We start from the raw sequence: 26,245 nt of genomic DNA, 5'->3' as shown, positions 1-26,245 counted from the left end.
TGTTTTCCCTTTGCGGCTGATGCCCCGAAAAGCGAGTCGTCCTTGCCGGTGGGTTCCCGAAGGGCACCGGCCGGCCGCGCTCCCTCGTCACGGGGCCCGCCGCCTCACCCCGCAGTCCCCGCGACTCGTGGTCCCGTTCCCGCCCTCTCCCCCAGGAGGCCTCATGACGCCGCCACTCCGAACCCTGTCGAACTGGTCGCCCGAGGCTGTCGTCTTCGACTGCGACGGCACGCTGATGGACACAGAACGTCACTGGCAGGACGCGCGGAACCGCGCCTTCCGTGAGTTCGGTCTGCGGCCTCCTCCGGGCTTCGCCGACCGCGCCAAAGGTGTGCATTACGTCGACTGCGGCCGCCTGATGGCGGAGGAGACGAACAAGCCCGAGCTGGCCGCGGACCTGACCACGGCGCTCCTCGCACACTTCATGTCCCTGGTGGCGGAGGACCCGCTGACCATGCCGGGTGCCGGTGAGATGGTGCGCCTGCTGTCCGGGCGGCTGCCGCTGGCCGTGGCCAGCAACTGCCCGCTGGAGGTGGTGGAGGAGAGCCTCGGCCGCGCAGGGCTGCGCCGTCACTTCCGCCACGTCGTCGTGCCCACGGGGCCGCCGGACGGTCGCGGGACCGCGCTCGGGATGGACGGCGAACGCGTGCAGGCGGTGCGCCCCAAGCCATGGCCGGATGTGTACACCACGGCGGCACGTCTGTGCGGAGTCCGCCCAGAAGCCGCGCTTGCCGTCGAGGACTCCCTCACGGGCGTCGAGTCGGCGTGGCGTGCCGGACTGCGGGTCCTCGGCGTGGGCCCGCTGCCTGACGAGGCGGACACCGGGCATGCCGACGCCTGGGTGGCGGCCCTGGACGATCCGGAAGTGCTGCGCTGGGTGCGTAACTGGCCGGAGGGCGACGGATCTCAGCCGTGAGAGTCCTCTCGACGGCCGGCAGGTGACCTCGTCAGCGCCGCGCGACGATGCCGGCCGTCGACGAGCCGGATGAGTGAGGTCGAGCGTCGGTACCTGACGAGGGGGTACTGGGGGAATCGCTGCCTACGTTCACTTCCCGGGCAGGGGCAGGTGGAGGCCCGCATGAGGCTGGAGATGTTCGATCCCGCTCCGATCGGTGTGGTGTTCACCCGAGGGCCGGAGCACCGGCTCGCGTACACCAACGCCGTCTACCGGAAGATCTTCGGTGACCGTCCGCTGGGCCGGCCCCTCCGACGCGTCTTTCCCGACCTCGCGCAGTCCGGCTATTTCGACATCTTCGACCGGGTTCTCGCCACCGGTGAGGCCGAGGTGCTCACGGCCGTTCCCATCGACCTCGACTTCGCGGACTCGCCGCAGGAGGAGACACGCTACTTCACGTTCAGCGTCTCCCGGGCCACGGTGAGTGACGGGAGCCGTGGCGTGCTGGGCGTGATCGTGGAAACGACTGAGCAGGTGACTGCCGCACGGCGGATCCGCGTCCTGTCCGAGGAGCGACGCCGCGCACTCCTGCGCTACCGGAGCCTGGTGCGCGCCGGGTCCGAGATGGTGTGGGTGACGGGCCCGGAAGGCGGTGTGACCGAGCCGAGCCCGGGCTGGCAGCGGGTCACCGGGCAGAGCTGGCAGGAGTTCCGCGACGACGGATGGATCGACGCGGTCCATCCCGACGACCGCGCCTCCGTCGTCGAGCGGTGGAGCCGCGCCCTGCGGGAGGTGCAGCCGCGTTTCACCCACACCTACCGGTTGCGGCTGGCCACGGGCGGCTACCGGCACTTCGCGGTCGACGCCGCGCCGGTCCGCGACGGTGACACGGTGATCGAGTGGATAGGCACGTGCCGGGACGTCGAACAGGAGTGGCAGGATGCCCGCCGGGAGAGGCTGCTGGCCCGGGCGACCGCCGTGACGGCGGACACCGCCCGGCCGGACGAGATGCTCGCCGCCCTCACCGCGGTGATCGTGCCCGAGCTGGCCGACAGCTGCACCTCCTACCTGCTTCCCCAGGCCCTGCACCGCACGCCGGGGACCGCCCTGACCGCCGAACGCGTCGCCGCCGTGACCCGCCAGGGCCCTGCCGTCCCGCCCCCGCACCACGCCGAGCATCTGGGCCCGGACAGCCCCCTCGTCCGCGCCGCCGACCTGCGCCGCCCGGTCCACGCCGTCTTCCCGCCCGGCTCCCCGCCGCCCGATATCGCCCCGACGGGCACCGCACCCTGGCTGGCGCCCGACGCCAACAGCGTCGTCCTGCTTCCGGTCGTCGTCGACGGCACCACCGCCGCCCTGGTCGTCGCCTGCGTCAACGGCGACCGCCCGTCCCTCGGTCAACCGGAGATCAGTCTGCTGCAGACGCTCCTGGAACGGGCCCACACCCCGTTGAGCAACGCCCTGGAGTACCAGCGAACCCGGCAGGTGGCGCTCGCCCTCCAGCACAGCCTGCTCACCGAGCCGCCGGACGTCCCCGGCCTCGACATCGCCGTCCGCTACCGGCCCAGCAGCTCGGCCGCCGAAGTCGGCGGCGACTGGTACGACTCTTTCGTGCTGCGCGACGGCGCCACCGTCCTCACCGTCGGTGACGTCGCAGGTCACGACCTGCCCGCCGCGGTCACCATGGGCCAGTTGCGCAACATGCTGCGCGGACTCACCCTCGACCGTGAGGAACCCACCGGCGACATCCTGCGGCGCCTGGACACATCCATGCAGACCCTGTACCTCGAGTGCACCGCCACCTGTGTCCTGGCCCGGATCGAACGCCCGGCGCCGGGCGGCTTGCAGCTCCACTACTCCGTAGCAGGACACCCCCCGCCCCTGCTCGTCGAGGCGGACGGCACCGCACACTTCCTGAACGAGGGCCGCTCCCCCATGCTCGGGCTGCTCCCGGATCCCCGCCACGGCACTGCCGTCCATCCTCTGCCCCCCGGTTCCACGCTGCTGCTGTACACCGACGGGCTGGTCGAACGCCGGAACGAAGATCTCACCGACGGACTGGACCGGCTGCGCCGCCACGCGTCGACCGCTGCCCGGCGCCCACTGGAATCCTTCTGTGACGAGTTGCTCGCCGGGATGCTGACCGCCGACAACGACGACGACACGGCGCTGGTGGCGCTGCGCCTGTCCGTGCCGTAGCACCCAGCCCGCCCCTCTCCGCCACGAGCAACAGGGGCGGGGAGAGCCCTGGGAAGCGGGTGATGCCGAGGCGGCCGACTGACGGCGACCTCGTCGCCGCCGCGGCCGCGTTGCTCATGGGACGTTCGGCGGCATATGTTGGCCGGATGAGTGAGCGTCCGTTGCAGGAGCCGAGTCTGTTGATCCTCACGGCCCTGGCCGACCGGCCCCGGCACGGGTACGCCGTCACGCAGGAGGTCAAGGCGTTGTCCGGAGGGCGCGTCGTGCTGCGGACCGGCACGCTCTACGGGGCCCTGGACCGTCTCCTCAAGGACGGGCTCATCGAGGTGCACCGTGAGGAGGTCGTCGACGGGCGCGCCCGCAAGGTGTACGCCCTCGCTCCGGCCGGGCGGGAGACCCTGTCCGCGGCGGCCGAGCGGATGGCGGCGACCGCCCGCGAGGCCACCCGCCGGCTCGGGCTCTCCGGCCGTCCCGCGACGCAGACGTGATCGGGCCGCTCCTGCGGCTGTATCCGCGGCGGTACCGGATCGAGGCCGGGGAGGAGATCCTCGCCGTCTATCGGGAGTCGGTGGACGGCGCCCGCGCCGTGGACCGGCTGCGGGAGGCCGCCGACATCGCCGGGCATGCCCTGAGGATGCGACTCGGGGTGACTTCCTCGAGTACGGCCGGACGGCTGCTCGCGGAGGCCGCGCCGCAGGTCGCCGGGGTCGCCGCCGCCTACTGCGGGGTGCACCTGAGCCGCTGGTACGTCGCGGGGGCCCTGTCCCCCGCCTTCCCGCCCCTCGACCCGGACAGCTGGACCGTACGGCTGTTCTCCTCCGCGCTGGTGGTGGTCGGTGCCGTCACCGCGCTCACCGGCCGGTGGCGTGCCGGGGTGTGGGCGGCCGTCGTCGGGCTGGTGGCCCTCGCGGTCGCCACCGTCGTCAGCGGCCCGGCCTTCGGTGATCCCGTCGTCACGCCCGTCATGGCGCTGCTCGCGGCCCTGACCCTGGCAGCCGCTCCGCCCGATCAGCCGCCGGGAGCGCGCGACCGTGTCGCCACCGGAGTGACGGCCGCGGCGGTGTGGGCGCCCGTCACCGCCTTGTACGCCGGCGTGCTGCCCGTTAGTACGGACCACGGCCTGTGGCCGCTGCTGGTGCTGGCGGCCTGCGGGGTCGCGCGTGCACTGCGGCAGCGGTCCCTCGCCGTCCTCCGGACGGCTGCGACGGTCGTGGCCTGTCCGTTGTATCTCGCCTTCGCCCATACCGTCGGACCCTGACGCGTCCGGCAGGAGTGCCGGGGCCTGACCGGGAGCCATAGTCAGTTCAACGACATATACTCTCGCTCGTCCTATCTTCGTCCGAGACACCCAGGTGGCCCCTCGATGCCGTTCACGCTCTCCCACCCGGCCGCCGTACTGCCGTTGCTGCGCCACCCGTTCACGCCGACCGCCCTGGTCTGCGGGGCCGTCGCGCCCGACATGCCGTACTTTCTCGGCGCGGCCGGCATACCCGTGAGCGCACAGTCCTGGTACGAGCCGTTTCTCAACGCCACCACGTCCCATCAGGCGTCCGGAATCGCCGTCCCGGCCGTGTTCGGGGCACTGTTGATGGCGGCGTACGCCGTGGTGCGGCGGCCTGTGGTCGCTCTCCTGCCGACCGGGCCCGCCCTCACCGACAGGCAGGGGCGGCGCCGCAGTCCCTTGCGGCGGGCGGCCTGGGTGCTGCTGTCCCTCGCCGTCGGCATCCTCACCCACCTCGTGTGGGACTCGTTCACGCACGCCGACGGGTATCTGGTGACGCGTCTCGGTGTTCTGCGGGCCCATGTGGCCGGGGGCCTCACCGTCGCCCGGGCCGTGCAGCACCTCAGTACGGCCGTGGGGCTCGTGGCCATCGGCGTCTTCCTGTGGCGCAGGCCGCGCAGCAGTACTCCTGTGGCGCCGGGCACCCTGAACGAGTTCCCGTCCAGGATCACCCGCCGGGTCGTCGTCGGCGCCCTCGCCGTCGCCGTCGTGGCCGGTGCCGTCGCCAACACCGCGCCGCTCACCGACTATCGGGGAGTCGGCGCGCGGGACGTCACGGAGGCGGTTCTGTCGGACTGGGTCACCGGTGGCGGCGCCGCTCTCGCCTGCGCCGTTCTGGCGTACGCCGGGGCGTGGTGGGCGCACGAGGCCGTCAGGTCGCGTCGCGCGTGAAGCTCGCCGTGGCGGCCCGGGTTCTGGTCGGCCTGCCGCTCGCTCACACGGCTGACGTCGCCCGACGTGCGGGTCTCACTTCCGCGCGTAGGTGAGGCAGTCCACTTGCTCGTGCTCGTAGCCCACGCTGATGGCGGGGGCGTGGCACTCGAGTCCGCTGTTGTGACGGCAGTCGGCCATCTTGCACGCACCGACCCTGCCGGTGGTCGACGGTTCACCGCCTTCGAGGTCGGCGCCCATGAACGTGTCGCAGACGGGACCGTCGAGGTCCCCCACGGTGATCGCCGCGGCGTGGCACGTGTGGTCGTGGTTGTAGGCGCAGCCCTCGGCCTCGCATTCGCTGATGACGGGCAGCTGCATGACGGGTGTGGCTGCCATGGCGGATCGCCCTTCTCGTGAGCTCGTGCGGCGCGTTCGGAGCTGTCGGTGCTTTCGGTGCTGTCGGAGCTTTCGGCGCGGCATCCGTCCGGGCCGGCCGCTCGCGGAACGCTCCTTCCTTCTCTTCCACTGTCCGCGACGGCGTCGGGCTGCGCATGTCCGCAGGGGGGACGGCGACCGGGAGCCCGCGGGCTACTTGCCGTGCAGGTGCGTGCTCAGGCGTGACAGCAGGGGCAGCGCCGCCTCGAGCGTCCTGCGTTCGTCGGCGTCCAGGACGTCGTTGATCGCGGCGCCGAGCCAGTCGGAGCGCCGACGGCGCTCCTCGGCCAGACGGTCACGTCCCGTCTGCGTGAGGTGGAGCAGAAGTTTGCGTCCGTCCCCGGGGTGAGCCTCGGCGCGCACGAAGTTCTGGGCCAGGAGGTCTTTGACCGTCTTGGCGGCCGACTGGTGAGTCACTCCGCGTCGGGCAGCGATCTCGGCGGTGGTCAGCGGGCCGCCGCGGTCCAGGTAGCCCAGGACGGCGGCTTCGCCGGGCGGCATCGTGTCGGCGGTGCGCACCGTCCGTACGAGTCGGCCGATGGTCAGGCGGAGCTCCTCGGCCAGTTGTTTGTCGTCCATGACCGTCACTTTACCTGTTTACGTCAATCGAGTTGTACAGTTTGGTTGTAGATATTTCCACAGCCTGGAAGGCCCCACCGTGCAGCTCACCAAGCACGCCCATGCATGCGTCACGCTCGAGAAGGACGGCACCCGGCTGGTCGTCGACCCCGGCACGTTCACCCCGGACGCGGCCGAAGCCGTCGCCCGGGCTCACGCCGTGCTGATCACCCACGAGCACTTCGACCACTTCGACGAACAGCTCGTCGCCGCCGCGCTCGAAACGCGGCCAGACCTGCACGTCTACGGCACCGCCGCCGTCGCGTCCGCCCTCGGCAGCCACGGCGGGCGCGTGCACACCGTCGCCGCGGGTGACACCTTCGGCGTGGGGTCGATCCCCGTCAGCGTCCACGGCGACCGGCATGCGCGGATCCACCCCGACATCCCGTGCCCCGACAACGTCGGCTACCTCCTCGACGACGGCGCCGTCCACCATCCGGGCGACGCCTACTGCGTGCCCGACGCCCCCGTGCGCACCCTGTTGCTGCCGACCAGCGGACCCTGGACGAAGCTCGGTGAAGCCGCCGACTACGTCCGCGCCGTCAAGCCCGAGCGTGTCATCGAGATCCACGAACTCATGCTCAGCGACCTCGGCCGGCAGTCCACGGCCAACCTGCTCGGCGAGAAGGGGCTGACCGGCATTCCGATCGAGCGCCTCGAGCCCGGTGCCGGCGTTGGGGTGTGAGACTCCCCGGCGCCTTCCGTCAGCACAGCCCGGCCGCGTGCCGGTCGCGCGACTCCGGCTTCGGGCGGTTGCCCCCGGGGACGGCCGCGCTGTGGCGGACGCCTCGCGCAGGGTGCCCCATCGGGCAGTTCACTCTGTCCTCGTGGCTGGTGCCGTGTCGATCACGGAGTGCGTAGCGTCTGCGGAGGAACCGGCGTATCCCGCCGTGTTCGCAGACAGGGAAGGCACCTCGGACCGCGTACGGCGAGGGCTGCCGCCGAGAGTGGGAGCATGCAGAACGTGCCCAAGGGTGACGACGCGGCACAGTCCGCATCGCCGACTTCCACCACCGTCACCGCCACTGCCGCCGCGCCGCGCCGCCGCCGGGGCCCGGGCGCCTGCTTGCTCGTGGTGCTGCCGGGCGTGGTGACGCTTGGCGCCGTCTTCGCGTTCGTCTCCTTGGTCGGCGACCAGACAGCCGTGCCGCAGGACCGGACGCCGGGTCAGGCGGAGTCGGCCGTCAGCAATGTGGATGGCTCCTACGTCCCTTGGCTGCGCAGGGCGACCGCTGACTGCGCGGGGGTCACGCCCGCGCTGCTCGCCGCCCACATCGACCAGCTGTCCGGCTGGCAGAGTGACGGCGCGAGCCTGTCCGAACAGGGCATCGCCCGTTTCTCCGGCGCCAGTTGGAAGAAGTGGGGCCGGGACGACGACGGCAACGGCACGTCCACGCCCCTCGACACGGTGGACGCGATCATGGCGCTGGGGCGGCAGGACTGCTCGTTGTCGAAGCAGATGACCGCGCTGCGCACCGAGGGCACCGTGAACGGAGATCTCGCCGACCTCACGCTCGCCGCGTACGCGGTGGGGTCGGACGAGGTGGCGGAGTCCGGCAAAGTCCCGTCCTCGGCGCTCCTGTTCGTGACCGAGGTGAAGCAGCGGCTGCCGCGGTACAGCGCTCTGGTCCGGCGCAACCCTGAGCAGGAGGGCGGCGTTCAGACCGCCGGCGCGCGACTGCAGCACCCCGTCGTCACCCTCTCCGTCACCTCGCCTTTCGGCTCGCGCAAGCACCCGCTGACGGGAGTGACCAAGCTGCACACGGGCGTCGACTTCCACGCGCCGCAGGGGGCGCAGGTGTCGGCGGCCTGGGGCGGGGTGGTGGAGTTCGCGGGCATGACGCCTGCGTACGGCTACCGGGTGGTGATCGATCACGGCACGATCGAGGGGAAGCGGCTGCAGACCACGTACAGCCACCTGTCGGCGCTTCAGGTGAGCGCGGGTCAGAGCCTCGCGGCGGGGCAGGCCGTGGGACTGGTGGGTTCGACGGGGCTGTCCACCGGCCCCCACCTCCACTTCGAGGTGCTCCTCGACGGCCAGTACACGGACCCGATGGCCTGGCTCACGGAAGGTGGTTGAGGGCGAGCGGTCAGGCGTCGGGGTCGACGTGCGGGTGAGTGAAGCGCACGGGCTTGTCCAGCGAGCGGGCGTAGGCGATCTCGGCGCGGGTGCTGTCTCCGATGTAGTCGCCGACCACGAGCACCTCGTCGGCGAGTCGGATCTTCGCCCGGTGCAGCGCGTCGAGCCGCGCCTTCAGTGCCTCGGCCTCCACGGGGTCGGCCCAGAGCGCGTGCGGCGACTTCAGGTCGCAACCCGGCTTGACGACGATCTTGCCGTCCTTGGTCTCCCGCAGGTCGGCCTCGGCCATCTCGGTCATGAAACGGGTCGAGCCGCAGATGGCGACGACGGGTGGAAGGCCCAGCCAGTCCTTGGCTGCGGCGAGGTGTTCCTCCGGGGTGAGCGGTTGCGACACTGCTTCTCCTGGTGGTGTGGTTCCGTCAGGCCTTCGAGGCACGAACGAGGACGTCACGGATCATGATGCACACGCGGAGGGAACCGTGGTGAAGGATGCGACGTTGAAGGACGCGACCGCCGTCGTCACTGGCGGGTCGAGGGGGATCGGACGGGCCATCGTCGAGCGGTTGTGCCGGGACGGGGCGGCCGTGGTGTTCAACTACGCCAGGGACGACGAGGCGGCGAAGGATGTCGTCCGTGCCGTCGAGGCTGACGGCGGCCACGTCAAGGCGGTGCGTCTCGACCTCGGCGAGGAGGACGGGCCCGAGCGGCTGATGGAAGCCGCCGAGGCTCAACTCGGCAGTCTCCGCATCCTCGTGAACAACGCCGCGATGTCCTTCACCCCGACCCCGCTCGCCTCGACCGACGTCGGCCTCTTCGACGAGGTCATGGCGGTGAACACGAGGTCCGTCTTCCTCACCATGCGTTACGCGGCCCGGAACATGCCCGACGGCGGACGGATCGTGAACATCTCCACCCTCAACACCGTACGGCCCGCCCCGGGTATCGCCCCCTATGCCGCCAGCAAGGGCGCGGTCGAGCAGCTGACCGCCGTCGCGGCGCGTGAGCTCGGCTCCCGCGGTATCACCGTCAACACGGTCTCCCCCGGCGCGACCGACACCGAGTTGCTGCGTACGACCAACCCGGCGGAAGCACTCGAAGCCGTCGCCGGCATGACTCCGCTCGGGCGTCTGGGGCAGCCGTCCGACGTGGCCGACGTCGTCGCGTTCCTCGTGGGACCGGACGGCCGGTGGATCACCGGCCAGAATCTGCGGGCGACCGGAGGGCTGGGCTGAGCACCGGACGAGTCGGCGTCACGCAGGCTTGCTTCGGTCCCGACCAGCAATGATCTGCCCCTGGGGGATGACGTGAGCGGTCGGCCGCCGATGTCTCGGGTGCCGGGTTCGAGGCCGACCGGCGACGCCTCAGTCCTCGGCGTCCTCCGCGTCGAGGGACTTCAGCCCTTCCTCCCAGCGGTGTCGGCGTTCCTCCTCCGACTGTTCCCACCACGGGGCGCCCCGTTCACCGAGTGCGATCTTGGCCCGGTTCACCCGGGACCGCGCCGCCCGCTCCGCCTGCTCGTCGTCCGCGGCCGTCGCGGAGCGCACTGCCCGGCGTGCCGACATGAGGTGGCGTCGTAGGCGGGCGGCCGCCTCCTCCGGCACGGAGGGGTCGGTCGCCCGCCATTTCCTGCCCCGGATGACGACGTGGTGTCCGTCGGGGGTTCGCTCCGGCGGCTGGTCCGCATGCACACCGACGAGGTGCCCCGTGCGGCTCCGGCCGAACCTGGAACGCCCCGCGTGTCAGTCCGTCGCGGTCAGGACCAGCTTGCCGCGCGTGTGGCCGGCCTCGCCGTGGACGTGGGCCGTGGCGGCCTCCGCGAGGGGGAAGGTCTTCGCCACCTCGACGCTCACCTCACCCGCGTCGATCAGGTCCGCGATCCGGGTCAGCGCCGGTCCGTCCGGCTCGACCAGGAAGCCGGTGGTCCGTACGCCCGCCGCGTCGGCGGCCGCCGCCAGGTCCGGGGAGACACCGCCGGGGACGGCGACCAGCAGGCCGCCCGGCGACAGGGTCTTCAGGGCCCGGGTGCTGGACCGGTCGGGCGCGTCGCCGACCAGATCGACGACCACGTCGACGTCGGCCGCGGCCTCCTCGAAGGGGGTGGTGGTGTAGTCGATCGTCTCGTCGGCGCCGAGGTCCTTCAGCCAGGGGTGTCGTGCGGCACTGGCCGTGGCGATCACGTGCGCGCCCAGGTGGCGGGCGAACTGGACGGCGAAGTGGCCCACGCCTCCGGCGGCGGCGGTGATCAGGACCCGCTGCCCCGGCTGCACATGCGCGGTGTCCACGAGGATCTGCCAGGCGGTCAGTGCCGCCAGCGGCACGGCGGCCGCGTGGACGTGGTCCACGGTGGACGGCTTACGGGCCCACTGGCGGGCCGGTGCGGTGACGTACTCGGCATAGGCGCCGCCGGCGCGCGGGAACCACGGCATGCCGTACACCTCGTCGCCCGGCTTGAGCGTGGTGACGCCGAAACCGACCTGTTCGACGACGCCGGAGACGTCCCAGCCGAGGATCAGCGGGAAGGTCTGCAGGCCCGCCATGCCCTGGCCCGCCCGGGTCTTCCAGTCCACCGGGTTGACGCCGGCCGCGTGGACGCGCACCAGCACCTCGGTCGGCAGGGGTTCGGGGCGGGCCACGTCCTCGGGGGTCAGGACCTCCGGGCCGCCGAACTCCTTGATCGTGACGGCGCGCATGGTGGGGCCGCTCATCGTGTCTCACTCCTGTTCGTCATGGGGTGGTGCGCCGGGGCGTACCCGGCAGAACCACCCTGCCGTGCCGGGGCGCGCGGGCGTGAGTGGCCCGAGGGACACCTGTCGTACTATTCCGGCCATGACGCACCGGGTTGCCGTTCTCGCCCTCGACGGGGTCCTGCCACTGGATCTGGGCATTCCCGCCCGCATCTTCAACGAGGCGCGGGCCAGGGACGGGAGTCGTCTGTACTCGGTGGGGACCTGCTCGATCGGGGGACGGCCGGTCCGTACGCACGAGGACTACCGGATCGTCGTGGAGCACGACGAGTCGCTGCTGTGGACCGCGGACACGGTGGTGATCGCCACCCAGGAGCCGACTCCTCAGCTGCTGGCGACGGGGACGCTGCCCGAGGACGTCACGGCGGTGCTGAAAGCGATCCGGCCGGAGACGCGCATCGTGAGTCTGTGCACCTCGGCCTTCCTGCTCGCGGCGGCGGGGCTGCTGGACGGGCTGCGGGCCACCACGCACTGGACGCTCTGCGAGGCCTTCGCGGAACTGTTCCCGGGGATCGAGGTCGATCCGAACGTCCTGTTCGTCGACAACGGCCGCATCCTCACGTCCGCCGGCGGCGCCGCGGGCATCGACCTGTGCCTGCACCTCGTACGGCGGGACCACGGGGCGAGTGTCGCCGCGGCCGCCGCCCGGCGGTGTGTCGCGGCGCCGTGGCGTGAGGGCGGGCAGGCGCAGTTCATCGAGCACGTGGTGCCTCAGGACGCCGGCCGTTCCACGTCGGCGACCCGGCAGTGGGCGCTGGAGCGGCTGGCCGAGCCGCTCACCCTGGAGGACATGGCGCGGCACGCGCACATGAGCGTGCGCACGTTCACGCGCCGTTTCCGGCAGGAGACCGGGCTCAGCCCGCTGAAGTGGCTGGCCCAGCGCCGGCTCGCGCACGCACGCCATCTTCTGGAGTCCACGACCCTGCCCGTCGCCCGCATCGCGAACGCCTGCGGTTTCAGCGACCCGGTCGCGCTGCGCCGGCAGTTCCACACGTACGTGGGCCTGTCACCGGCGGCGTACCGCCGCACACACGGCGCGCCGGAGGCGACGGCAGGGTGGTGATCCGTCGGCCCAGGGCCCTCAGCTGCCGACGGCGTTCGACCAGTTCTCCTCGAGGACGGCCTGTTCCCGGTCGGGTTCCGCGTCGGACATGCGATGCGTCAGAGTGCCGGGGACGGCAACCGTCATGCCCGCGAGGAGCATGGCCGCGCGATGGCCGGTCCCCGACGGTGCCGCTTCGGGTCGGCGACGGTGAAGTCGATGCAGACGTCGGGCATGTGCGCGAAGCTGTCGAGCACAGGCCGCCGCCGGCTCGGAGGCGGCCACGGTGGGGTGTGACGCGACGGGAGGCATGGTGGCCAAGGTCAGCATCAGTCTGGACGCCGAGCTGGTGGTGGAAGTGATGGTTCTGGCGGGCATCGGTTCGCCGCAGGACGCGGTCGAGGCGATCGTGCGGGACTACGTCGCCCGCGGGCACCGCACGGAGGCGCGTACCGGGCTCAAGGAGCAGGGGTTGCGCGAGGTCGACGTCAAGCCGCGGGAGCCGGAGGGCTGAGTCGCCTCTCCCGTGGCGCGACAGCGGTACGTCGTAGCGCGCATCCCCGCCCCCGCAGCGGGCACCCGGGCCGGGAACTCACTGGTCAGGGGCTGGAAGGGCGTACGGGATGGATGAGCGGGAGCGGGAGGCCGCGTTGCGTCGCGTGGCGCGCGAGCGGTTCGGGTGGACCGATCTGGGCGCTGAGCAGGCCGAGGCGATGCAGGGACTGCTGGACGGCCGTGACGTGCTGGTCGTCATGCCCACCGGTTCCGGGAAGTCGGCGATCTACCAGGTGCCGACCGTGCTGCTGGGCGGTCCCGCCGTGGTCGTGTCACCGTTGATCGCCCTGCAGCGTGACCAGGTCACGGGGCTGCGGGACAGCGAGGCTCCGGATGCCGTGGCCGTGAACTCCGCCCAGTCTCAGTCGGTGACCGACGAGGGCTGGCAGGCGGTGGAGGAAGGTGACGCCGAGTACCTGTTCCTCTCTCCCGAGCAGCTGGCAAGGAAGGACGTCCTGGAGCGGCTGCGTGAGCTGCGGCCGTCGCTGTTCGTCGTCGACGAGGCCCACTGTGTGTCCGTCTGGGGGCACGACTTCCGGCCGGACTACCTCACCCTCGGTGAGGCCGCCGAGCGGCTGGGCCGCCCGCCCGTGCTGGCGCTCACCGCGACCGCTGCGGCCCCCGTGCGGGAGGACATCGTCGAGCACCTGCACATGCGCGACCCCCAGCTCGTGACGACCGGCACGGACCGGCCCGCCATCCGGCTGACCGTGCACACGTACACCGACGACCCCTCCAAGCGCGAGGCCGTCTCCCGCTGGACGGCCTCGGCGCCCGCACCGGGCATCCTCTACACCGCCACCCGCAAGGACGCCGAGGCCTATGCGGAGCGTCTCCGTGAGGACGGGGTCGACGCCGAGGCGTATCACGCCGGGCTCAAGGCGGCCGAGCGGCGGCGGATCCAGGACGGGTTCATGGAGGGCTCTCCCGCCGTGGTCGTGGCCACCTCGGCGTTCGGGATGGGCATCGACAAGCCCGACGTACGGTTCGTCGCGCACGCCTCCGTGCCCGGGTCGCTCGACTCCTACTACCAGGAGATCGGGCGGGCCGGCCGGGACGGGGAGGCGGCCGAAGCCGTGCTGTTCTACCGGCCCGAGGATCTGGGGCTGCAGAAGTTCCTCACGTCCAGGTCGCTGGACACCGAGGCTCTGCGGCGGATCATGAGCACGCTGCTCGAGCAGGACGCGGCGCAGAGCCGCAGTCGTACGGCGGAGCTGTGCGGGCTGTCGCGCCGGAAGGCCGGCGATCTGTTGAACCTGTTGGAGGAGGCGGGCGCCGTGGTGGTCGAGGGGCGGCGCCGTGCGGTGCGTGCCGTGTCCGGACGGTCGGTGGAGGAAGCCGCGGAAGCGGCGGAGGAGGTGTTCGAGCGGGGGCGCCGTATCGACCGTTCGCGCATCGAGATGATGCGCGGCTACGCGGAGACGCCGAGCTGTCGCCGCCAGTACCTGCTCGGCTACTTCGGCGAGCAGCTCGAGGCTCCTTGCGGGCATTGCGACGTGTGCGAGCGTCTGGCCGACGAGCCCGGGCCGGTGGATGCCGGGCGGGCGGACGCCTCTCCCCCGGCCGGGGAGGCCGGGCCGTACGAGCCGAACGAGCGTGTGCGACACGCCGACTGGGGTGCGGGCACCGTGATGCACATGGAGGAGGACCGGGTCGTCGTGCTGTTCGAGCAGGTCGGCTACAAGACGCTGTCGTTGTCCGCCGTGGAGGAGGGTGACCTGTTGACCGGCGCCTGAGGCACGGCGCTCACCTCATGGACGCGGGCGGACGCGCACCCAGCGTGGGCGTGCGTCGCCGCCTCGGCGTCCGGCCACCGACGCGCAACGCGGGCACACCCGCTGCACCTTGTCGGCCGCGCCGCCCGACTCGGGGAACGTGTCGGGCCAGCTGACGTGCGAGAAGCGGGCGAGGCGCGAACGGCTGAGGGACAGGCCGCAGACGGTCTCGTTGCGGCCCGGCTCCCAGGCATGGACCTCCCCGGCGGGCAGCCTGCGGCGGCCGTCCTCCTCGTCGGTCCACTGACCGGAGGCGGCGACGGCGTACCGCTTGCCGCGCTTCATGGCCTGCGGCCGGGCTCGGCGGGACTGCTGCTGGTCACGAGGGCACCGTCCTCACCCTGGGCGGCTGTTCGTACACGGTCGCGGTGCCCCCGTAGCGGCGGGCGCCGCCCGCACCGGACGAGTGCCACGCGGGGCGCCGCCCATGCCCCCTCGGTCAGCCCCACTCGCAGCCGACGCCGTCACCGTCGCGGTCGAGGTGGCTGCCGTAGCCGGGGTCGCCGCGGTGTACCGGCGTCGCGCCATCCGCCCGGGCAGCGGCGCAGTTCTGGTAGTAGACGCTGCCGCCGCCGCCTCCGCTGTAGTCCTCCTCGACGGGCTCCGCGGTCACGGTCTCGGTGACCTTCACCTTCACCCTGGCCGTCTCCGTTTCCGTCACCGTCACGGTCGGGGCGGGTTCCGCTTCGACGGAGGGTGTGGCGGTCACCGTCGCGGTGACGGTCGCCGACGGCCGGGCCTCGGCCGCCAGAGGCTTCGCGTCGCCCTTGGCGCTGCTGTCCTCGCCGCCCGCTCCGACGCCTATGAGGAAGGCGAGGCCGAGCGCCGGCAGCACGTACCGCTTGCGCGCCCACTTCGGCGCGGTGCGGCCACCGGCCGCATACGGATTGGTCATCATGCCCCCCGGGCGCTAGTTGAAGAACAAACTGTAGCGGTTGTGTGAAGAAAATATGGACTCCGGGGGCGGAGTGCTGTCGTTTGCTCACCGTGGCCTCTGGCGCCCCGTCAGCGACCAGAGGCGGGAAGGCAGTCGAGGCCGGTGTCGCGCATGATGAGGTCGACGGTTTCGTGCAGCGCGCTCTCGGCGGTGACGACCGTTTCGAGGCCGCCGGGCAGGAGGTCGCGCGGCCGGTACCACTCGTGCAGGCAGCTTTCGTCGACGGTGTCGGCGATCGGCTTGGTGGCGTGGCGGGCGAGCGTCTCGTCGAGGGGGACGTCCAGGTAGTACGCGTGGCTGCGGCCACGGTGGTCGGCATGCAGCCGGGTGAGCATGGCGCCGTAGCGGTCGGCGTAGAGGATGCCTTCGACGACGACATGGAAGCCGGCGTCCAGGGCGTAGCGCGCGGTGAGGTCGATCAGGCCGATGTTGGCCGCGCCGGGGCGGTCGTGCTCCCGCAGGACGACACGGCGGAGGTTGTCCTGGGCGACCAGGGCGAGTCCACGGCCGAACCGCGTGCGCAGTTCCGCCGCGACGGACGACTTCCCCGAAGCGCTGTTGCCGCGCAGGATGACCAGCCTGGTGTGCTCGGTGCCCGTCCTCATGGCCTTCACGGTACGGGCGGAAAGCGGGGCCGCGAAGGCGGTCGGCGCACTGCGTCGCAGGCGATGCGGGTCGCCGCCGTCGTGAGGCGCACGCTCCGCCGCGTGGGCGTGTGAGGCACCCGGCCGCTGAAGAGGGGGGTGCCTCACACGCCCAGCACGGCGGGGGCGAGGCGCGGGGTCAGCACATCGGTCAGCGCCCCGGCCCGGACGACGGCCTCGGCAGCGGCGGACGGTCGCCGGTCGCAGTCATCGGTCACCTGCGCGGGGTCACCTGTAGAGCGCGACCGCGCCTCCCCAGAGGGCGCCGGGGTTCAGGCGGTCGGGGAAGCGTTCCAGCATGGCGTGGAAGAAGCCGAGCGGGTCGTCGTGCCGGGCGAGGAGGTCGTCGGCGGCGTCGAGGTAGGCGCGGGTCTCTGCGATCGCGCGGGTGGCGTCGTCGTCCAGCTCCTTGTTCTTGTGGCCGGTGACGATGTGGCGCGGGCGGAGGTTCTCCACGACGGTGATGGCCGCGCGCCAGGCGTCACGGCCGCCGTCGCCGGATTCGGCGAGGTACTGGTGGACGCCGTTGTAGATGACGTCCCCGGCCACGACGAGGTCGAGGTCCGGCACGTGCAGGACGCTGGTCTCGTCCGTGTCGCTGTGTCCGACCTCCACGATGCGCAGCTCGTGGCCCTCGAGGGTGAGGCGGTTGCCGGGCACGGGAACGGCGGTGACGGGGGCGTCAGGGATCTGCCCCGGGAAGAGCTTGTCCCAGAACTGCGGACGGATGGCCGCGTTGCGGTGCATCTCCTTGATCGTGCCCTCGGAGGCGACGACGGTCGCTCCGAAACGGTCCGCCAGGAGGCCGGCGGTGAACCAGTGGTCGCCGTGGCCGTGGGTCGCGACGATATGGGTCAGGTTCTTGCCGGAGGCCGCCACCCAGTCCTCCACCGCCTCCGCCTGGGCGGTGGTCAGCGGTGGATCGACCAGGACCGCGTCCCGCTCGCCGTGGACGAGGGTGACGGACAGGGGTGAGAACATCCGACGGTCGCCGTTGGGGACGGGTTCCGTGACGTTCTGCGGGATGGGGTCGGCCGTGAAGACGTCGTAGGCGAGGGTGCCGCTTGTGGGCATGGTGAGTTCCTAACTGGGTGGGTCCGCGCCGAGGTCACCGTCGGGCGACCGGCCGGCAGCGGCGAGGGCGGCGTGGTACACCGGGCCTCGGCTGATCGTGACGGCGTCCCGGTCGACCGGCTCGCCGTCCGGGTCACGGAATTCGAGGTGCACGGGGCGCTCCCCGTCGGCCGTGCAGACGACTCCCCGACCCGTCTCCTGCGGGCGGTGCCGGTCCCCCCACTCGCTGAGTGCGGCGAGGATCGGCAGGACGTCGCGGCCGGCGTCCGTGAGGACGTACTCCTCACGGCTGCGCTCGCCCTCCTCCCGATACGTCACGCGCTCCAGGAGGCCCGCGCCAACGAGGTCGTTCAGGCGCTGGCCCAGGGTCGCGTTGGGGATGCCGATGCGCTGGAACTCCGCGAAACGGGTGCGGCCGAGGAAGGCCTCGCGGAGCAGCAGGAGGTTCCACTTCTGCCCCAGCACCTCAAGGGTCCGAGCTATGGGGCAGTGGCGGTTGGCCGGCAGCGACATGGCGTCCATGAGCCCCATGGAAGCAGACTTCGAAAAATGAATCCAGGGCTTGGCGACAGAAAATGAAGTCAGGGGGTGTGACGCTCGGCACCGGTCAGAGTGGAACGCGTTCAACTGCTCCGCCAAGGCGCCGGCGACGAGGGCGATTCCGGCGGCGACGGCGAAGGCCACGAGGTAGCCGTGCAGGGTGGGCAGCAGGGAGTCCGTCGACAAGGCTGGTGTGGTGTACGAGGACACGAAAATGTGATGCGCCCAGGTCGGTTTTGGCGACACACTCGCGCCTATGACCGGTCAGATCACGCGCGTCAATCCGCCTCAGCTCCACGCGACCCCGGGTTACCACCACATCACCGTCGTCGAGGCGGGGCGGACCGCCCATCTGGCGGGACAGTGCCCACTCGACGCGGCCGGGGAGCTCGTGGGGCCCGGTGATCTCGACGCCCAGATCGACCAGGTGGCGGCCAACGCCCTCACCGCACTGACCACCGTGGGCGCCGGGCCGGAACACGTCGTCCGCTCCGTCATCTACGTGGTCAGCGACGACGGACCGGTTCTGGGCGCCGCCTGGCGACGCCTGACCTCATCGGTCATCGGACCGGCGTTCACCACCGCGAGCACACTGCTCGGCGTCGCCCAACTCGGTTTCTCCGGGCAACTCGTCGAGGTCGACCTGACTGCCGCCCTCCCCCGGTAAAACACAGCTCGGGCATGTACCGAAAGCGGATCACGGGTCGCCATGTAATGGTCACTGGGCGGGTTCGCTCATATACTGCGGCAGATGCAGTCCATAACGATCAGGCGCGCCGTTGCTCAGGACGCGGAGCACCTCACTGCGTTGATCCAGGCGTCCGGCGCGTATCGGGGCGAGTACGCCTCGATCATCTCCGGCTACCAGGTCACCGCCGGCTACGTCGCCCGGCACCGGGTCTTCGTCGCCATTGACGCGGCGGATCACCTGTTGGGCTTCTACGCCTTGGTGTTGGACCCTCCTGAACTGGACCTGGCGTTCGTGTCGGATGACGTCCAGGGAGTGGGTGTCGGCCGTCTGCTCATCGAGCACATGATCCGTCAGGCCGGGGAGGCCGGCCTGACGGAGGTGCGGGTCGTCGCCCATCCTCCGGCCGAGAGGTTCTATCTGCGCCTGGGTGCTGAGCGCGTGGGAACTGTTGCCCCCTCGCCGCCGAAGATCTCGTGGGAGCGTCCTGAGCTGCGCTTCACCATCGCCGGTCGGGGTGCCGCCGAACACCCGGAGGTCACAGCCACTCGTTGAGGGCCGCGACGAGGACTGGCGTGCTTGGTGGGCCCGACGTCAGCGCCCTGGCCGGTCAGGGCGCCACACGTATCGGACGTCCGGCTCCCGCTCCTCGTTGCCCAGACCGTCGGTCGACTCCTCCGGCACGAAACCGTGTCGCTCGTAGAAGCGACGCGCCACCTCGTTGACCTGGAACGTCCACAAGGTCAGCCCCGACGGACTGCGCTCCTTCGCCACGTCCACGAGGCGTCCGCCGATCCCCCTGCCCTGCCACGCCGGGTCGATGTAGAGCTGGTCCAGGTCGTTTCCTTCCCGCACCATCATCGCGACGACCGAGTCGTCCACCGTCGCCACCCACGTCTCCCGGCCGGGCACGACCACCTCACGGATCCAGGCCCGCACCTCGTCGTCCGTGTGCGCCCGGCGCACGCCAGGGAGCGCCGCCGTGAAGGAACGCAGCCACACCTCGGCCACCGCCGCCGCGTCGGAACCCGCCGCACGGCGAATGACGATGTCGTTGATCTCCACGGCCCGCATGCTCCCAGACCGGCAGCGCCGGCCGCACCCGAGTTCTCTCCCCCACTCCCCCGGCGCCCCTACGCGTACATCGACTCGATCACCGCCCGGGCAGGCGGTCGACCATGGACCTCGATGTGCCCGGCGCGCTGCCGACGATGGTGGGCCGGCCGCCGACCGTCAACGGCCGGCCCGGCACGGTGAGCGACCTCGACGGTGCGGGCCATGCCGGGAGTCACCGATGCCGCTCCGGTCCGCGTCCGCGGATCCGCGAGGCGGTCGGGTCGGCGGCCGGGAGGGTGTGGAGGGCAGCACGCTGACGCGGGCGGCTCCAGGGGACTCCGCTCATGAGGTCCTGGGGGCCCGGGGAGTCAGCACGTCCTGGAGAAGGGTGCCGTACCGCGACACCAGCTCCGTGCGGTCCATGCGGAGCAGTCCCTGGTCCCCGGCCACCCACAGGGCGTAGAGGAGACCTCCCGCCACGGCGGCCGCCATGCGCGCACGGACGTCGGCGTCGGGACCGGTGAGCCGGCGGCGCAGGGGCTCGACGAAGAGATGCTCGTGCGTATCCCTGAGCCGGTCGTGGATGTGCGGTTCGTTGCTGCCGTGAACCAGCGCGAGGAAGACGCCGCGTGCGGAGCCGCCGAGGTCGAGGAGGAGTTCGGCGAGGCGCTCGCCCAGGCGCTCCAGGGGCACGTCGAGCAGCGGTTCGTCGTCGAGCGTCAGGTGCATCGTCTCCAGGAACAGCAGTTCCTTGCTCTTGAAGTGACGGATCACCAGGGCGGGATCCGTGCCGGCCTCGGCGGCGATCTGGCGGACGGTGGTCCGTGAGTAGCCCCTGCTCCGGAAGAGCCGGGCGGCGGCCGAGTGGATGGACTCGCGGGTCGACACGCTGGAGCCGGTCTGCAGCATGCCGGTCAGGATAGGCGGCCATTGGCTTCGCGACTGCGCGTTCACACGTTCGGAGGAGCCGGACACAGATTGCGTGCGTGTTTCGAGAAGTTCGGTCAACAATGTTGACTCCGGCCCGGCGCGGCTGCACATTACTTCACGGTAGAACCAGTCGGTAACCGCTCGGCCAGGCACTCTTCCCCACCCTTGACCGCCCCGTCCTCTCCGTCGGCACGTCCTGCCGTCCGCCGCACCCGCAGCCCCGCCCTCCCCTCCGGAAAGGGATCACATGCAGAAGCATGTCTCGCGTCGAAATGTCATGGCCACATCATGTGCGCTCGCCGGTGCGCTCACTCTGAGCCTCACGGCCGGCGGCACGGCCCAGGCGTCCGACCCGCTGCAGTACGTCGCCCTCGGCGACAGCTACAGCGCGGGCTCCGGCGTCCTGCCCGTGGACACGAGTAACCTGCTGTGCCTGCGGTCCACCGCGAACTACCCCCACGTGATCGCGGACCGGACAGGCGCCCGCCTCAAGGACGTCACCTGTGGCGCGGCCCAGACGAAGGACTTCACCTCGTCGCAGTACCTGGGCGTCCCGCCTCAGGTGAACGCTCTCGGCGCCGACACGGATCTGGTCACGCTGACGATCGGCGGCAACGACAACGGCACCTTCATCAACGCCATCACGTCCTGTGGCAGCGCGGGTCTGCTGACCGGGGGCAAGGGCAGCCCGTGCAAGGACAAGTACGGTTCGGCCTTCGCCGACGAGATCAGGAACAGCACCTACCCGGCCCTGAAGAACGCCCTGGAGGCAGTGCGCGCCAAGGCGCCCAACGCCCGGGTGGCGGTGCTGGGTTACCCCTGGATCACCCCGGAGGAGGCCGACCCGTCCTGCTACCTGAAGCTGCCGATCGCCTCGGGTGACGTGCCGTACCTGCGCGACGTGCAGACCCACCTGAACGCGGCGGTCGAGCGCGCCAGCAGGGAGACGGGCGCGACCTTCGTCGACTTCGCCGAGGTCTCCGACGGCCACGACGCGTGCACGCCGCTCGGCACCCGCTGGATCGAACCGCTGCTGTTCGGCACGAGCCTCGTGCCCGTCCACCCGAACGCCCTGGGGGAACGACGGATGGCCGAGCACACGATGAAGGTTCTCGGGCTGAAGTGACGCCCATGCGCGACGCAGGGCTCCCATCGCCGCCTTCTGGGTGATCAGCGGTGTGAGCCAGGTGATGGGCAGGCGGAACGCGGCGGACGAGTTGCGCAGGAGCTCGGTGCCGGACACGCCGGGCGGACGGAGTTCGGTCCGTCCGCCGCCGCGGTCCTTCAGGGCGCTCGCTACGCGACCGCCGTGCCTTCGAGTTCCACCATCTGGCCGGGGACGGCGAGGCGGGTCACGCCGAGCATCGTGGTGGTCGGCGTGACGCCGGCCGCGCCGAGACGGCCCGCCAGCACGCCGTAGTGCTGGAACAGCAGGTCGACGTCGGTCGTGTAGACGTTCAGCCGGACGAGGTTCGCCAGCGACATGCCCGCCTCTGCGAGCACCGCCTCCATGTTGTCGACGCTGAGCGCCAGTTGGGCCGCCATGTCGCCGTCGTGTTCGGGCTTGCCGTCCTTGCTCATCGCGGTCTGGCCGGAGATGAAGAGGGTGCGGGAGTGCCCGGAGACGACCTCTCCCTGGTTGAAGCCCATCTCCACCGACCATGACACCGGGTTGACCGCGTTGCGTTCCATCACCGCATCTGCTCCATCCGTCAGCGTCTGGGCTGTCGTTGGTTCCTGATCCGTACGTCGGTGACCGACCGGGCCGGTCCGACCTGCTCCGACGTCGTGCGGTGAACCCTCGCAGGAAAACGTGACATCTCCGGTCACGTATTTCGTTAGGGTCTTTCCATGCGCGCCGACCGTCTGGTGTCCCTCGTGCTCCTGCTGCGTCAACGAGGCCGGATGACCGCGGAGGCACTCGCCCGCGAGCTGGAGGTGTCCACCCGGACCGTGCTGCGGGACATGGAGGCGCTGTCCGCGGCGGGCGTCCCGGTCTACGCCGAGCGCGGCCGGCACGGCGGGTTCGCGCTGCTGCCCGACTTCCGGACGGCGCTCACCGGACTGACGCACGACGAGGCGCTCGCCCTTCTCGTCGCCGGATCGCGGCGCGGGGCGCAGTTGTTCGGGCTTGGATCGGCGCTCGCCTCGGCGGTGCTGAAGGTGGTCGACGCGTTGCCCGAAGGGCTGCGGGAGACCGCCGCGGGCGCGGCGCAGCGACTGCTGGTGGACCCGGAGACGGATCTGCTGGCTCGTCCGGTGGCCCCGGAGGAAGTGCCCGACGCGGTGACGGCACAGGTGCGGCGGGCTGTGTTCGGCGGGCACCGGCTGCGCATCCACTACGCGGCGGTGAACCAGCCCCCGAAGTGGCGCACCGTGGACCCGATCGGCCTGGTCACCGTCAAGGACCAGGGCTATCTGCTGGCCCGGCGGGGGTCGGAGGACCGTACGTACCGGCTGTCCCGGCTGCTGGCGGCCGAGCAACTCGACGAACCGGCACGGCGATCCGACTCCGTCGACCTGGGCCGCGCCTGGCGGGAGCGCGAGGTGCGGTTCCGTACGGGCGGTGACACCACGGAAGTGCTGGTGCGGGTGGATCCGGGGCGTCGGGTGCGACTGGCCGCCACGGCCCTGGCGGTGAGGGACGAGGGGGCGGACGCGGATGGCCGGCTGCGGATGACGGTCGTCTTCCAGGACGCACGGCATGCGGAGTGGGCGCTGTGGGAGCACGCGCCCGGTGCGGAGGTGCTGGAGCCGGAGTGGTTGCGGGAGAGGCTGGGTGAGCGGGCGAGGCGGGTGGCGGTGTTGTACGGACAGCCGGGAAAGAGCGGGTAGTTGGACAGGGACCGTCCAGACCGCTCGGGTCACCGGGGTGCGTCGGCCTGACGCTGAGAACTCGCTGTCGTTTCGGCACGGCGCCGTGCCAAGATCGCCGCATGACTGTGCGCTATCCGGCTCCCCTGCGTCCCGGTGACCGTGTCGGTGTGACCTCGCCGTCGAGCGGAGTCCCGGAGGCGCTACGCGCGCGCCTGGAGGTGGCCGTCCGTGACATCCGCGCACGCGGGTACGAGGTCGTCGTCGGGAAGTGCATGGACGGGTCCGGACACGTCAGCGCCCCGGCCGCCGACCGTGCGAGCGAACTCATGGCGATGCTGACCGACCCCACTGTCAAGGCGGTCGTGCCGCCGTGGGGCGGGGAGACCGCGATCGACCTGATCCCGCTGCTCGACTGGGACCGGCTGCGTGAGGCGGAGCCGACCTGGGTCGTCGGGTACTCCGACATGTCGACCCTCATGACCCCGCTCACGCTGCTCACCGGCACGGCGACACTCCACGGCAACAACCTCATGGATACGCCGTACCGCGTGTCCGAGGGGCTGCTGTCGTGGTTCGACATCGTGGCCGCGCCGCCGGGCCGGTCCTTCACGCAGACGCCGCCCGGACGCCACCGGACCGTCGGCTTCGACGACTTCGCCGCGTACCCCGACGTACGGGAGTACACGCTGGACGCGGAGGGCGGCTGGACACGGCTGGACGGCGTGGGGGACGTGGAGGCCGAGGGGAGACTGATCGGCGGCTGCGTCGAGGTGCTGTGCAATGTCGCGGGGACGCCCTATCTCGACATGCCGGCATTCGCCCGCGACATGGCGCCCGACGGGCTGCTCGTGTACGTGGAGGTGTGCGACAGCGACGCCTTCACCGTCTGCCGCAATCTGCACGGCATGAGGCTCGCCGGGTTCTTCGAGGGTGCGAACGCGATCCTCGTCGGCCGGACCCTCGCTCCGGACAGCCCGTCCCTCACCCAGCACGAGGCGGTCCTCGACGCCCTCGGCTCCCTGAACGTGCCGATCATCGCCGACGTCGAATGCGGGCACGTGCCGCCGTACATGCCGATCGTCAACGGCGCGTACGGGCGTGTGGTGCACGCGGCGGGACGGAGTGAGCTGACCCAGACGCTGCGGTGACGGGGCGCCCGGCAGCGCGCCTCGGCCGCTCGGGGGGACGGTACCGTGGTGCACCGTTTCGCTCTCCATGATCGGGAGGCATGCGTGGAGTACGGTGGCCTGTCCCGCGGTACCCGCCTGGCCGCCCACGGTGCGGTTTCCACCTCGCTGGCCCTGTGCAGTAACCGCAGGTTGCGCGAACTCGTGGACGCCGGACGGCCGTTGGGGTCCGGCATCGGCGGAGAGCGGAGGCTGCTGGACATCGACGGGACGCCGGTCTTCGTCAAGCAGGTACGCCTGACCGATCTGGAGCGGCGGCCCGAGAATCTGCACTCCACGCGGAACCTTTTCGAGCTGCCGCTCTTCTGTCACTACGGGGTCGGCGCGATCGGCGGCCCGGGCTTCGGTGCATGGCGGGAGTTGGCTGTACACCACATGACGACGAACTGGGTGATCTCGGGGCAGTACGAGGGCTTCCCGATGTTGCACCACTGGCGGGTGCTGCCGGACATCGGCCGGCCGCTCCCCGAGGAACTGGCCGATGTGGCACGGGCCGTCGCGTACTGGGGCGGCGGGTCTGAAGTGCGGCACCGCATCGAGGCGCTGCAGCGGTCCTCGGAGAGTCTGCTCCTGTTCATGGAATACATCCCCCAAAACCTGCACGACTGGCTCGGTGAGCGGATGGGCGCCGACGGGCGGGCCGCCGAGCGGGCCTGCGTCATGGTGGACGACGAGCTGAGAGCGGGCATCGCGTTCATGAACGCCAACGGCGTTCTGCATTTCGACGCGCACTTCGAGAACATCCTCACCGACGGCCGCCGGCTCTTCTTCACCGACTTCGGGCTGGCATTCTCGTCCCGCTTCGACCTGGCCGAGGATGAAGTCGGCTTCTTCGAGCGCCACCGCATGTACGACCGGTGCTACGCCGTCACGCATCTCGTGAACTGGCTGACCGTGGCGCTGCTCGGACACGAGCCGGAGGAACGCAGAGCGTTCGTGCGGGCGTGGGCGGCAGGGGTCCGGCCAGGGCAGATGCCGGCTGTGATCGCCGATGTCGTCGCGCGGTACGCGCCGGTCGCGGATGTGATGGGGGATTTCGGTCAACGGTTCCGGACGGAGAGCCGGACAGTGCCTTTCCCGTTCGCTGCGGTCCGGCGGGCACTTGAGGAGTGTGATCAGTGAGGAGCCAAGGGGATTCCGTGGATTCGACCGTGCACGCGCCCGTCGAGGATCCACTGTTCGGCGCGGTGGAGGTCGAACTCGACCATGAGGGCGGCACGCTGCGCGTGAGCGGTGGCGGACTGCCGACGGTCGAGATCCGCCGCAGCCCGGACACCGAGGTGGAGACGCATGTGCCGATCGGCACGCGCGATCCCGACCGGCTCACCCTGCTCGTCGACGGCGTCGAGGAAACGCTCCGGCCCGCGAAGGGGTTCCTGTCCCGCAGGTCGTATCGGGTTGAGGTCGTCTCGGCGACCCGGGAATGTCGATATGTGCTGGTGCCGAACTCCGACGACACCAGCCGCCTGCTACGGGACAAGCGGCGGCTCGGCGTCTGCACCTCGACCGGCGACGGGAAGGTGTCGGTCGAGTGGGAGAGCGGTGAGGGCCGTGCTGCTTCTTCTGCGGAGCCGTATGACGCGGCCGTGGGCTACGCACTCGCCGCCGCCTTCGGGACCGGCGCGGATCCGATGTGGCACATGGCCTTGGACGCCGTACTCGACCTGTGGCCTTGAGGAGCAGTCGGCAATCGCGTGCCGGGGAGGACGCGTGAGCAGGTGGAACGGGCGATGAAGGCGAAGCCGTCGTCGTCCTCGGACGGAATCCATGGTGCCGTGGTGAAGCGGTACGTGAATCGCGGGACGCTCACGCGGTACCTGCGTTGCACACGAACCCTGTTCAGCCACACCCCCGGTGCTTCCCAGTCCCGTCCG

General features: G+C 71.1%; 31 protein-coding genes. 18 read left to right on the top strand and 13 right to left on the bottom strand.

The features are described 5' to 3' along the window. Positions 1 to 163 precede the first annotated feature (163 nt). The 5 genes from ELQ39_RS31670 to ELQ39_RS31650 all read left to right on the top strand — a co-directional run bounded on the left by ELQ39_RS31670 (position 164) and on the right by ELQ39_RS31650 (position 5,267). Entirely contained in the window at positions 164 to 916 is a 753-nt protein-coding gene (locus tag ELQ39_RS31670) for an HAD family hydrolase (protein ID WP_242595363.1), read from the top strand. 162 nt (positions 917 to 1,078) lie between these two features. Further along, entirely contained in the window at positions 1,079 to 3,094 is a 2,016-nt protein-coding gene (locus tag ELQ39_RS31665; RefSeq protein WP_242595361.1) for a SpoIIE family protein phosphatase, read from the top strand. 146 nt (positions 3,095 to 3,240) lie between these two features. Continuing rightward, on the top strand, positions 3,241 to 3,582 hold the full coding sequence (locus ELQ39_RS31660) for a helix-turn-helix transcriptional regulator (protein ID WP_190003397.1): 342 nt from the start codon (positions 3,241 to 3,243) through the stop codon (positions 3,580 to 3,582). Then, positions 3,579 to 4,352, top strand: a complete 774-nt coding sequence (locus tag ELQ39_RS31655) for a hypothetical protein (protein ID WP_242595359.1) — start codon at positions 3,579 to 3,581, stop codon at positions 4,350 to 4,352. Before ELQ39_RS31660 ends, ELQ39_RS31655 begins: the two co-directional genes overlap by 4 nt. A 105-nt stretch (positions 4,353 to 4,457) precedes the next feature. After that, the gene (locus ELQ39_RS31650; protein WP_242595357.1) at positions 4,458 to 5,267 is read left to right on the top strand and encodes a DUF4184 family protein; all 810 of its coding nucleotides are present in this window, start codon (positions 4,458 to 4,460) and stop codon (positions 5,265 to 5,267) included. A 75-nt stretch (positions 5,268 to 5,342) separates the two neighbouring features. Here ELQ39_RS31650 and ELQ39_RS31645 read toward each other — a convergent pair whose 3' ends face one another. Further along, positions 5,343 to 5,645: a DUF1540 domain-containing protein gene (locus ELQ39_RS31645; RefSeq protein ID WP_198427590.1), complete on the bottom strand. Its 303-nt coding sequence runs from the start codon at positions 5,643 to 5,645 to the stop codon at positions 5,343 to 5,345. 192 nt (positions 5,646 to 5,837) lie between these two features. Next, entirely contained in the window at positions 5,838 to 6,263 is a 426-nt protein-coding gene (locus tag ELQ39_RS31640) for a MarR family winged helix-turn-helix transcriptional regulator (RefSeq protein ID WP_242595356.1), read from the bottom strand. Between the two features lie 79 nt (positions 6,264 to 6,342). On the opposite strand from ELQ39_RS31640, the gene ELQ39_RS31635 reads away from it, so the two are divergent. Together ELQ39_RS31635 and ELQ39_RS31630 are read left to right on the top strand one after the other, a co-directional pair. Beyond that, positions 6,343 to 6,987 carry an MBL fold metallo-hydrolase gene (locus ELQ39_RS31635; protein ID WP_391667867.1) on the top strand — a complete coding sequence of 215 codons (645 nt, stop codon included), beginning with the start codon at positions 6,343 to 6,345 and terminating at the stop codon, positions 6,985 to 6,987. A gap of 270 nt (positions 6,988 to 7,257) precedes the next feature. Next, positions 7,258 to 8,382 (top strand): M23 family metallopeptidase, encoded by a 1,125-nt coding sequence (locus tag ELQ39_RS31630; RefSeq protein ID WP_277994761.1) that lies wholly within the window; start codon positions 7,258 to 7,260, stop codon positions 8,380 to 8,382. 10 nt (positions 8,383 to 8,392) lie between these two features. Here ELQ39_RS31630 and ELQ39_RS31625 read toward each other — a convergent pair whose 3' ends face one another. Continuing rightward, a complete protein-coding gene (locus ELQ39_RS31625; RefSeq protein ID WP_242595352.1) occupies positions 8,393 to 8,776 on the bottom strand; it encodes a hypothetical protein in 384 nt (127 codons plus the stop codon). Between the two features lie 103 nt (positions 8,777 to 8,879). Here ELQ39_RS31625 and ELQ39_RS31620 point away from each other — a divergent pair, with 103 nt between their 5' ends. Next, positions 8,880 to 9,614: an SDR family oxidoreductase gene (locus tag ELQ39_RS31620; protein WP_242595351.1), complete on the top strand. Its 735-nt coding sequence runs from the start codon at positions 8,880 to 8,882 to the stop codon at positions 9,612 to 9,614. A 129-nt stretch (positions 9,615 to 9,743) separates the two neighbouring features. On the opposite strand, the gene ELQ39_RS31615 is transcribed toward ELQ39_RS31620, so the two are convergent. Continuing rightward, on the bottom strand, positions 9,744 to 10,070 hold the full coding sequence (locus ELQ39_RS31615) for a hypothetical protein (protein ID WP_242595350.1): 327 nt from the start codon (positions 10,068 to 10,070) through the stop codon (positions 9,744 to 9,746). A gap of 51 nt (positions 10,071 to 10,121) precedes the next feature. Next, on the bottom strand, positions 10,122 to 11,087 hold the full coding sequence (locus ELQ39_RS31610) for an NADP-dependent oxidoreductase (protein WP_242595349.1): 966 nt from the start codon (positions 11,085 to 11,087) through the stop codon (positions 10,122 to 10,124). A gap of 121 nt (positions 11,088 to 11,208) precedes the next feature. On the opposite strand from ELQ39_RS31610, the gene ELQ39_RS31605 reads away from it, so the two are divergent. The 3 genes from ELQ39_RS31605 (at position 11,209) to ELQ39_RS31595 (ending at position 14,459) form a co-directional block, all read left to right on the top strand. Next, positions 11,209 to 12,189 (top strand): GlxA family transcriptional regulator, encoded by a 981-nt coding sequence (locus ELQ39_RS31605; protein WP_242595348.1) that lies wholly within the window; start codon positions 11,209 to 11,211, stop codon positions 12,187 to 12,189. Between the two features lie 292 nt (positions 12,190 to 12,481). Next, positions 12,482 to 12,682: a DUF2191 domain-containing protein gene (locus tag ELQ39_RS31600; protein ID WP_093769908.1), complete on the top strand. Its 201-nt coding sequence runs from the start codon at positions 12,482 to 12,484 to the stop codon at positions 12,680 to 12,682. 109 nt (positions 12,683 to 12,791) lie between these two features. Then, on the top strand, positions 12,792 to 14,459 hold the full coding sequence (locus ELQ39_RS31595) for a RecQ family ATP-dependent DNA helicase (protein WP_242595347.1): 1,668 nt from the start codon (positions 12,792 to 12,794) through the stop codon (positions 14,457 to 14,459). A gap of 15 nt (positions 14,460 to 14,474) precedes the next feature. Here ELQ39_RS31595 and ELQ39_RS31590 read toward each other — a convergent pair whose 3' ends face one another. From ELQ39_RS31590 to ELQ39_RS31570, 5 genes are all read right to left on the bottom strand, one after another. After that, a complete protein-coding gene (locus ELQ39_RS31590; protein WP_190003386.1) occupies positions 14,475 to 14,783 on the bottom strand; it encodes a hypothetical protein in 309 nt (102 codons plus the stop codon). A 154-nt stretch (positions 14,784 to 14,937) separates the two neighbouring features. Continuing rightward, positions 14,938 to 15,393 (bottom strand): excalibur calcium-binding domain-containing protein, encoded by a 456-nt coding sequence (locus ELQ39_RS31585; protein WP_242595346.1) that lies wholly within the window; start codon positions 15,391 to 15,393, stop codon positions 14,938 to 14,940. 110 nt (positions 15,394 to 15,503) lie between these two features. Beyond that, positions 15,504 to 16,040 carry an AAA family ATPase gene (locus ELQ39_RS31580; protein WP_225625312.1) on the bottom strand — a complete coding sequence of 179 codons (537 nt, stop codon included), beginning with the start codon at positions 16,038 to 16,040 and terminating at the stop codon, positions 15,504 to 15,506. Between the two features lie 267 nt (positions 16,041 to 16,307). After that, entirely contained in the window at positions 16,308 to 17,153 is an 846-nt protein-coding gene (locus ELQ39_RS31575) for an MBL fold metallo-hydrolase (RefSeq protein WP_242595345.1), read from the bottom strand. A 9-nt stretch (positions 17,154 to 17,162) separates the two neighbouring features. Continuing rightward, positions 17,163 to 17,684: a winged helix-turn-helix transcriptional regulator gene (locus tag ELQ39_RS31570; RefSeq protein ID WP_242595344.1), complete on the bottom strand. Its 522-nt coding sequence runs from the start codon at positions 17,682 to 17,684 to the stop codon at positions 17,163 to 17,165. A gap of 265 nt (positions 17,685 to 17,949) precedes the next feature. Here ELQ39_RS31570 and ELQ39_RS31565 point away from each other — a divergent pair, with 265 nt between their 5' ends. Beyond that, on the top strand, positions 17,950 to 18,360 hold the full coding sequence (locus tag ELQ39_RS31565) for a RidA family protein (protein WP_190003382.1): 411 nt from the start codon (positions 17,950 to 17,952) through the stop codon (positions 18,358 to 18,360). An 84-nt stretch (positions 18,361 to 18,444) separates the two neighbouring features. Then, positions 18,445 to 18,936 (top strand): GNAT family N-acetyltransferase, encoded by a 492-nt coding sequence (locus ELQ39_RS31560; RefSeq protein ID WP_242595342.1) that lies wholly within the window; start codon positions 18,445 to 18,447, stop codon positions 18,934 to 18,936. Positions 18,937 to 18,975: 39 nt separating this feature from the next. Here the strand turns inward: ELQ39_RS31560 and ELQ39_RS31555 are convergent, their stop codons facing one another. Next, the gene (locus ELQ39_RS31555) at positions 18,976 to 19,455 is read right to left on the bottom strand and encodes a GNAT family N-acetyltransferase (protein ID WP_242595341.1); all 480 of its coding nucleotides are present in this window, start codon (positions 19,453 to 19,455) and stop codon (positions 18,976 to 18,978) included. Positions 19,456 to 19,779: 324 nt separating this feature from the next. Continuing rightward, a complete protein-coding gene (locus ELQ39_RS31550) occupies positions 19,780 to 20,346 on the bottom strand; it encodes a TetR/AcrR family transcriptional regulator (RefSeq protein ID WP_225625316.1) in 567 nt (188 codons plus the stop codon). A gap of 268 nt (positions 20,347 to 20,614) precedes the next feature. On the opposite strand from ELQ39_RS31550, the gene ELQ39_RS31545 reads away from it, so the two are divergent. Continuing rightward, positions 20,615 to 21,493, top strand: a complete 879-nt coding sequence (locus ELQ39_RS31545; protein ID WP_242595340.1) for an SGNH/GDSL hydrolase family protein — start codon at positions 20,615 to 20,617, stop codon at positions 21,491 to 21,493. Between the two features lie 170 nt (positions 21,494 to 21,663). Here the strand turns inward: ELQ39_RS31545 and ELQ39_RS31540 are convergent, their stop codons facing one another. Then, positions 21,664 to 22,059: a RidA family protein gene (locus ELQ39_RS31540; RefSeq protein WP_242595339.1), complete on the bottom strand. Its 396-nt coding sequence runs from the start codon at positions 22,057 to 22,059 to the stop codon at positions 21,664 to 21,666. A gap of 159 nt (positions 22,060 to 22,218) precedes the next feature. Between ELQ39_RS31540 and ELQ39_RS31535 the strand changes: the two genes are divergently transcribed. From ELQ39_RS31535 to ELQ39_RS31520, 4 genes are all read left to right on the top strand, one after another. Next, positions 22,219 to 23,202 carry a helix-turn-helix transcriptional regulator gene (locus tag ELQ39_RS31535; protein ID WP_242595338.1) on the top strand — a complete coding sequence of 328 codons (984 nt, stop codon included), beginning with the start codon at positions 22,219 to 22,221 and terminating at the stop codon, positions 23,200 to 23,202. Between the two features lie 101 nt (positions 23,203 to 23,303). Then, the gene (locus ELQ39_RS31530; protein WP_242595337.1) at positions 23,304 to 24,332 is read left to right on the top strand and encodes a S66 family peptidase; all 1,029 of its coding nucleotides are present in this window, start codon (positions 23,304 to 23,306) and stop codon (positions 24,330 to 24,332) included. 84 nt (positions 24,333 to 24,416) lie between these two features. Next, entirely contained in the window at positions 24,417 to 25,493 is a 1,077-nt protein-coding gene (locus tag ELQ39_RS31525) for a protein kinase family protein (RefSeq protein ID WP_242595336.1), read from the top strand. Positions 25,494 to 25,510: 17 nt separating this feature from the next. After that, the gene (locus tag ELQ39_RS31520; RefSeq protein WP_242595335.1) at positions 25,511 to 26,047 is read left to right on the top strand and encodes a hypothetical protein; all 537 of its coding nucleotides are present in this window, start codon (positions 25,511 to 25,513) and stop codon (positions 26,045 to 26,047) included. The last annotated feature ends 198 nt before the right edge of the window (positions 26,048 to 26,245 follow it).

The organism is Streptomyces sp. GB4-14 (assembly GCF_022696125.1).
GTDB classification, from domain to species: domain Bacteria; phylum Actinomycetota; class Actinomycetes; order Streptomycetales; family Streptomycetaceae; genus Streptomyces; species Streptomyces werraensis.
This window is presented reverse-complemented; position numbering and strand designations above follow the sequence as displayed.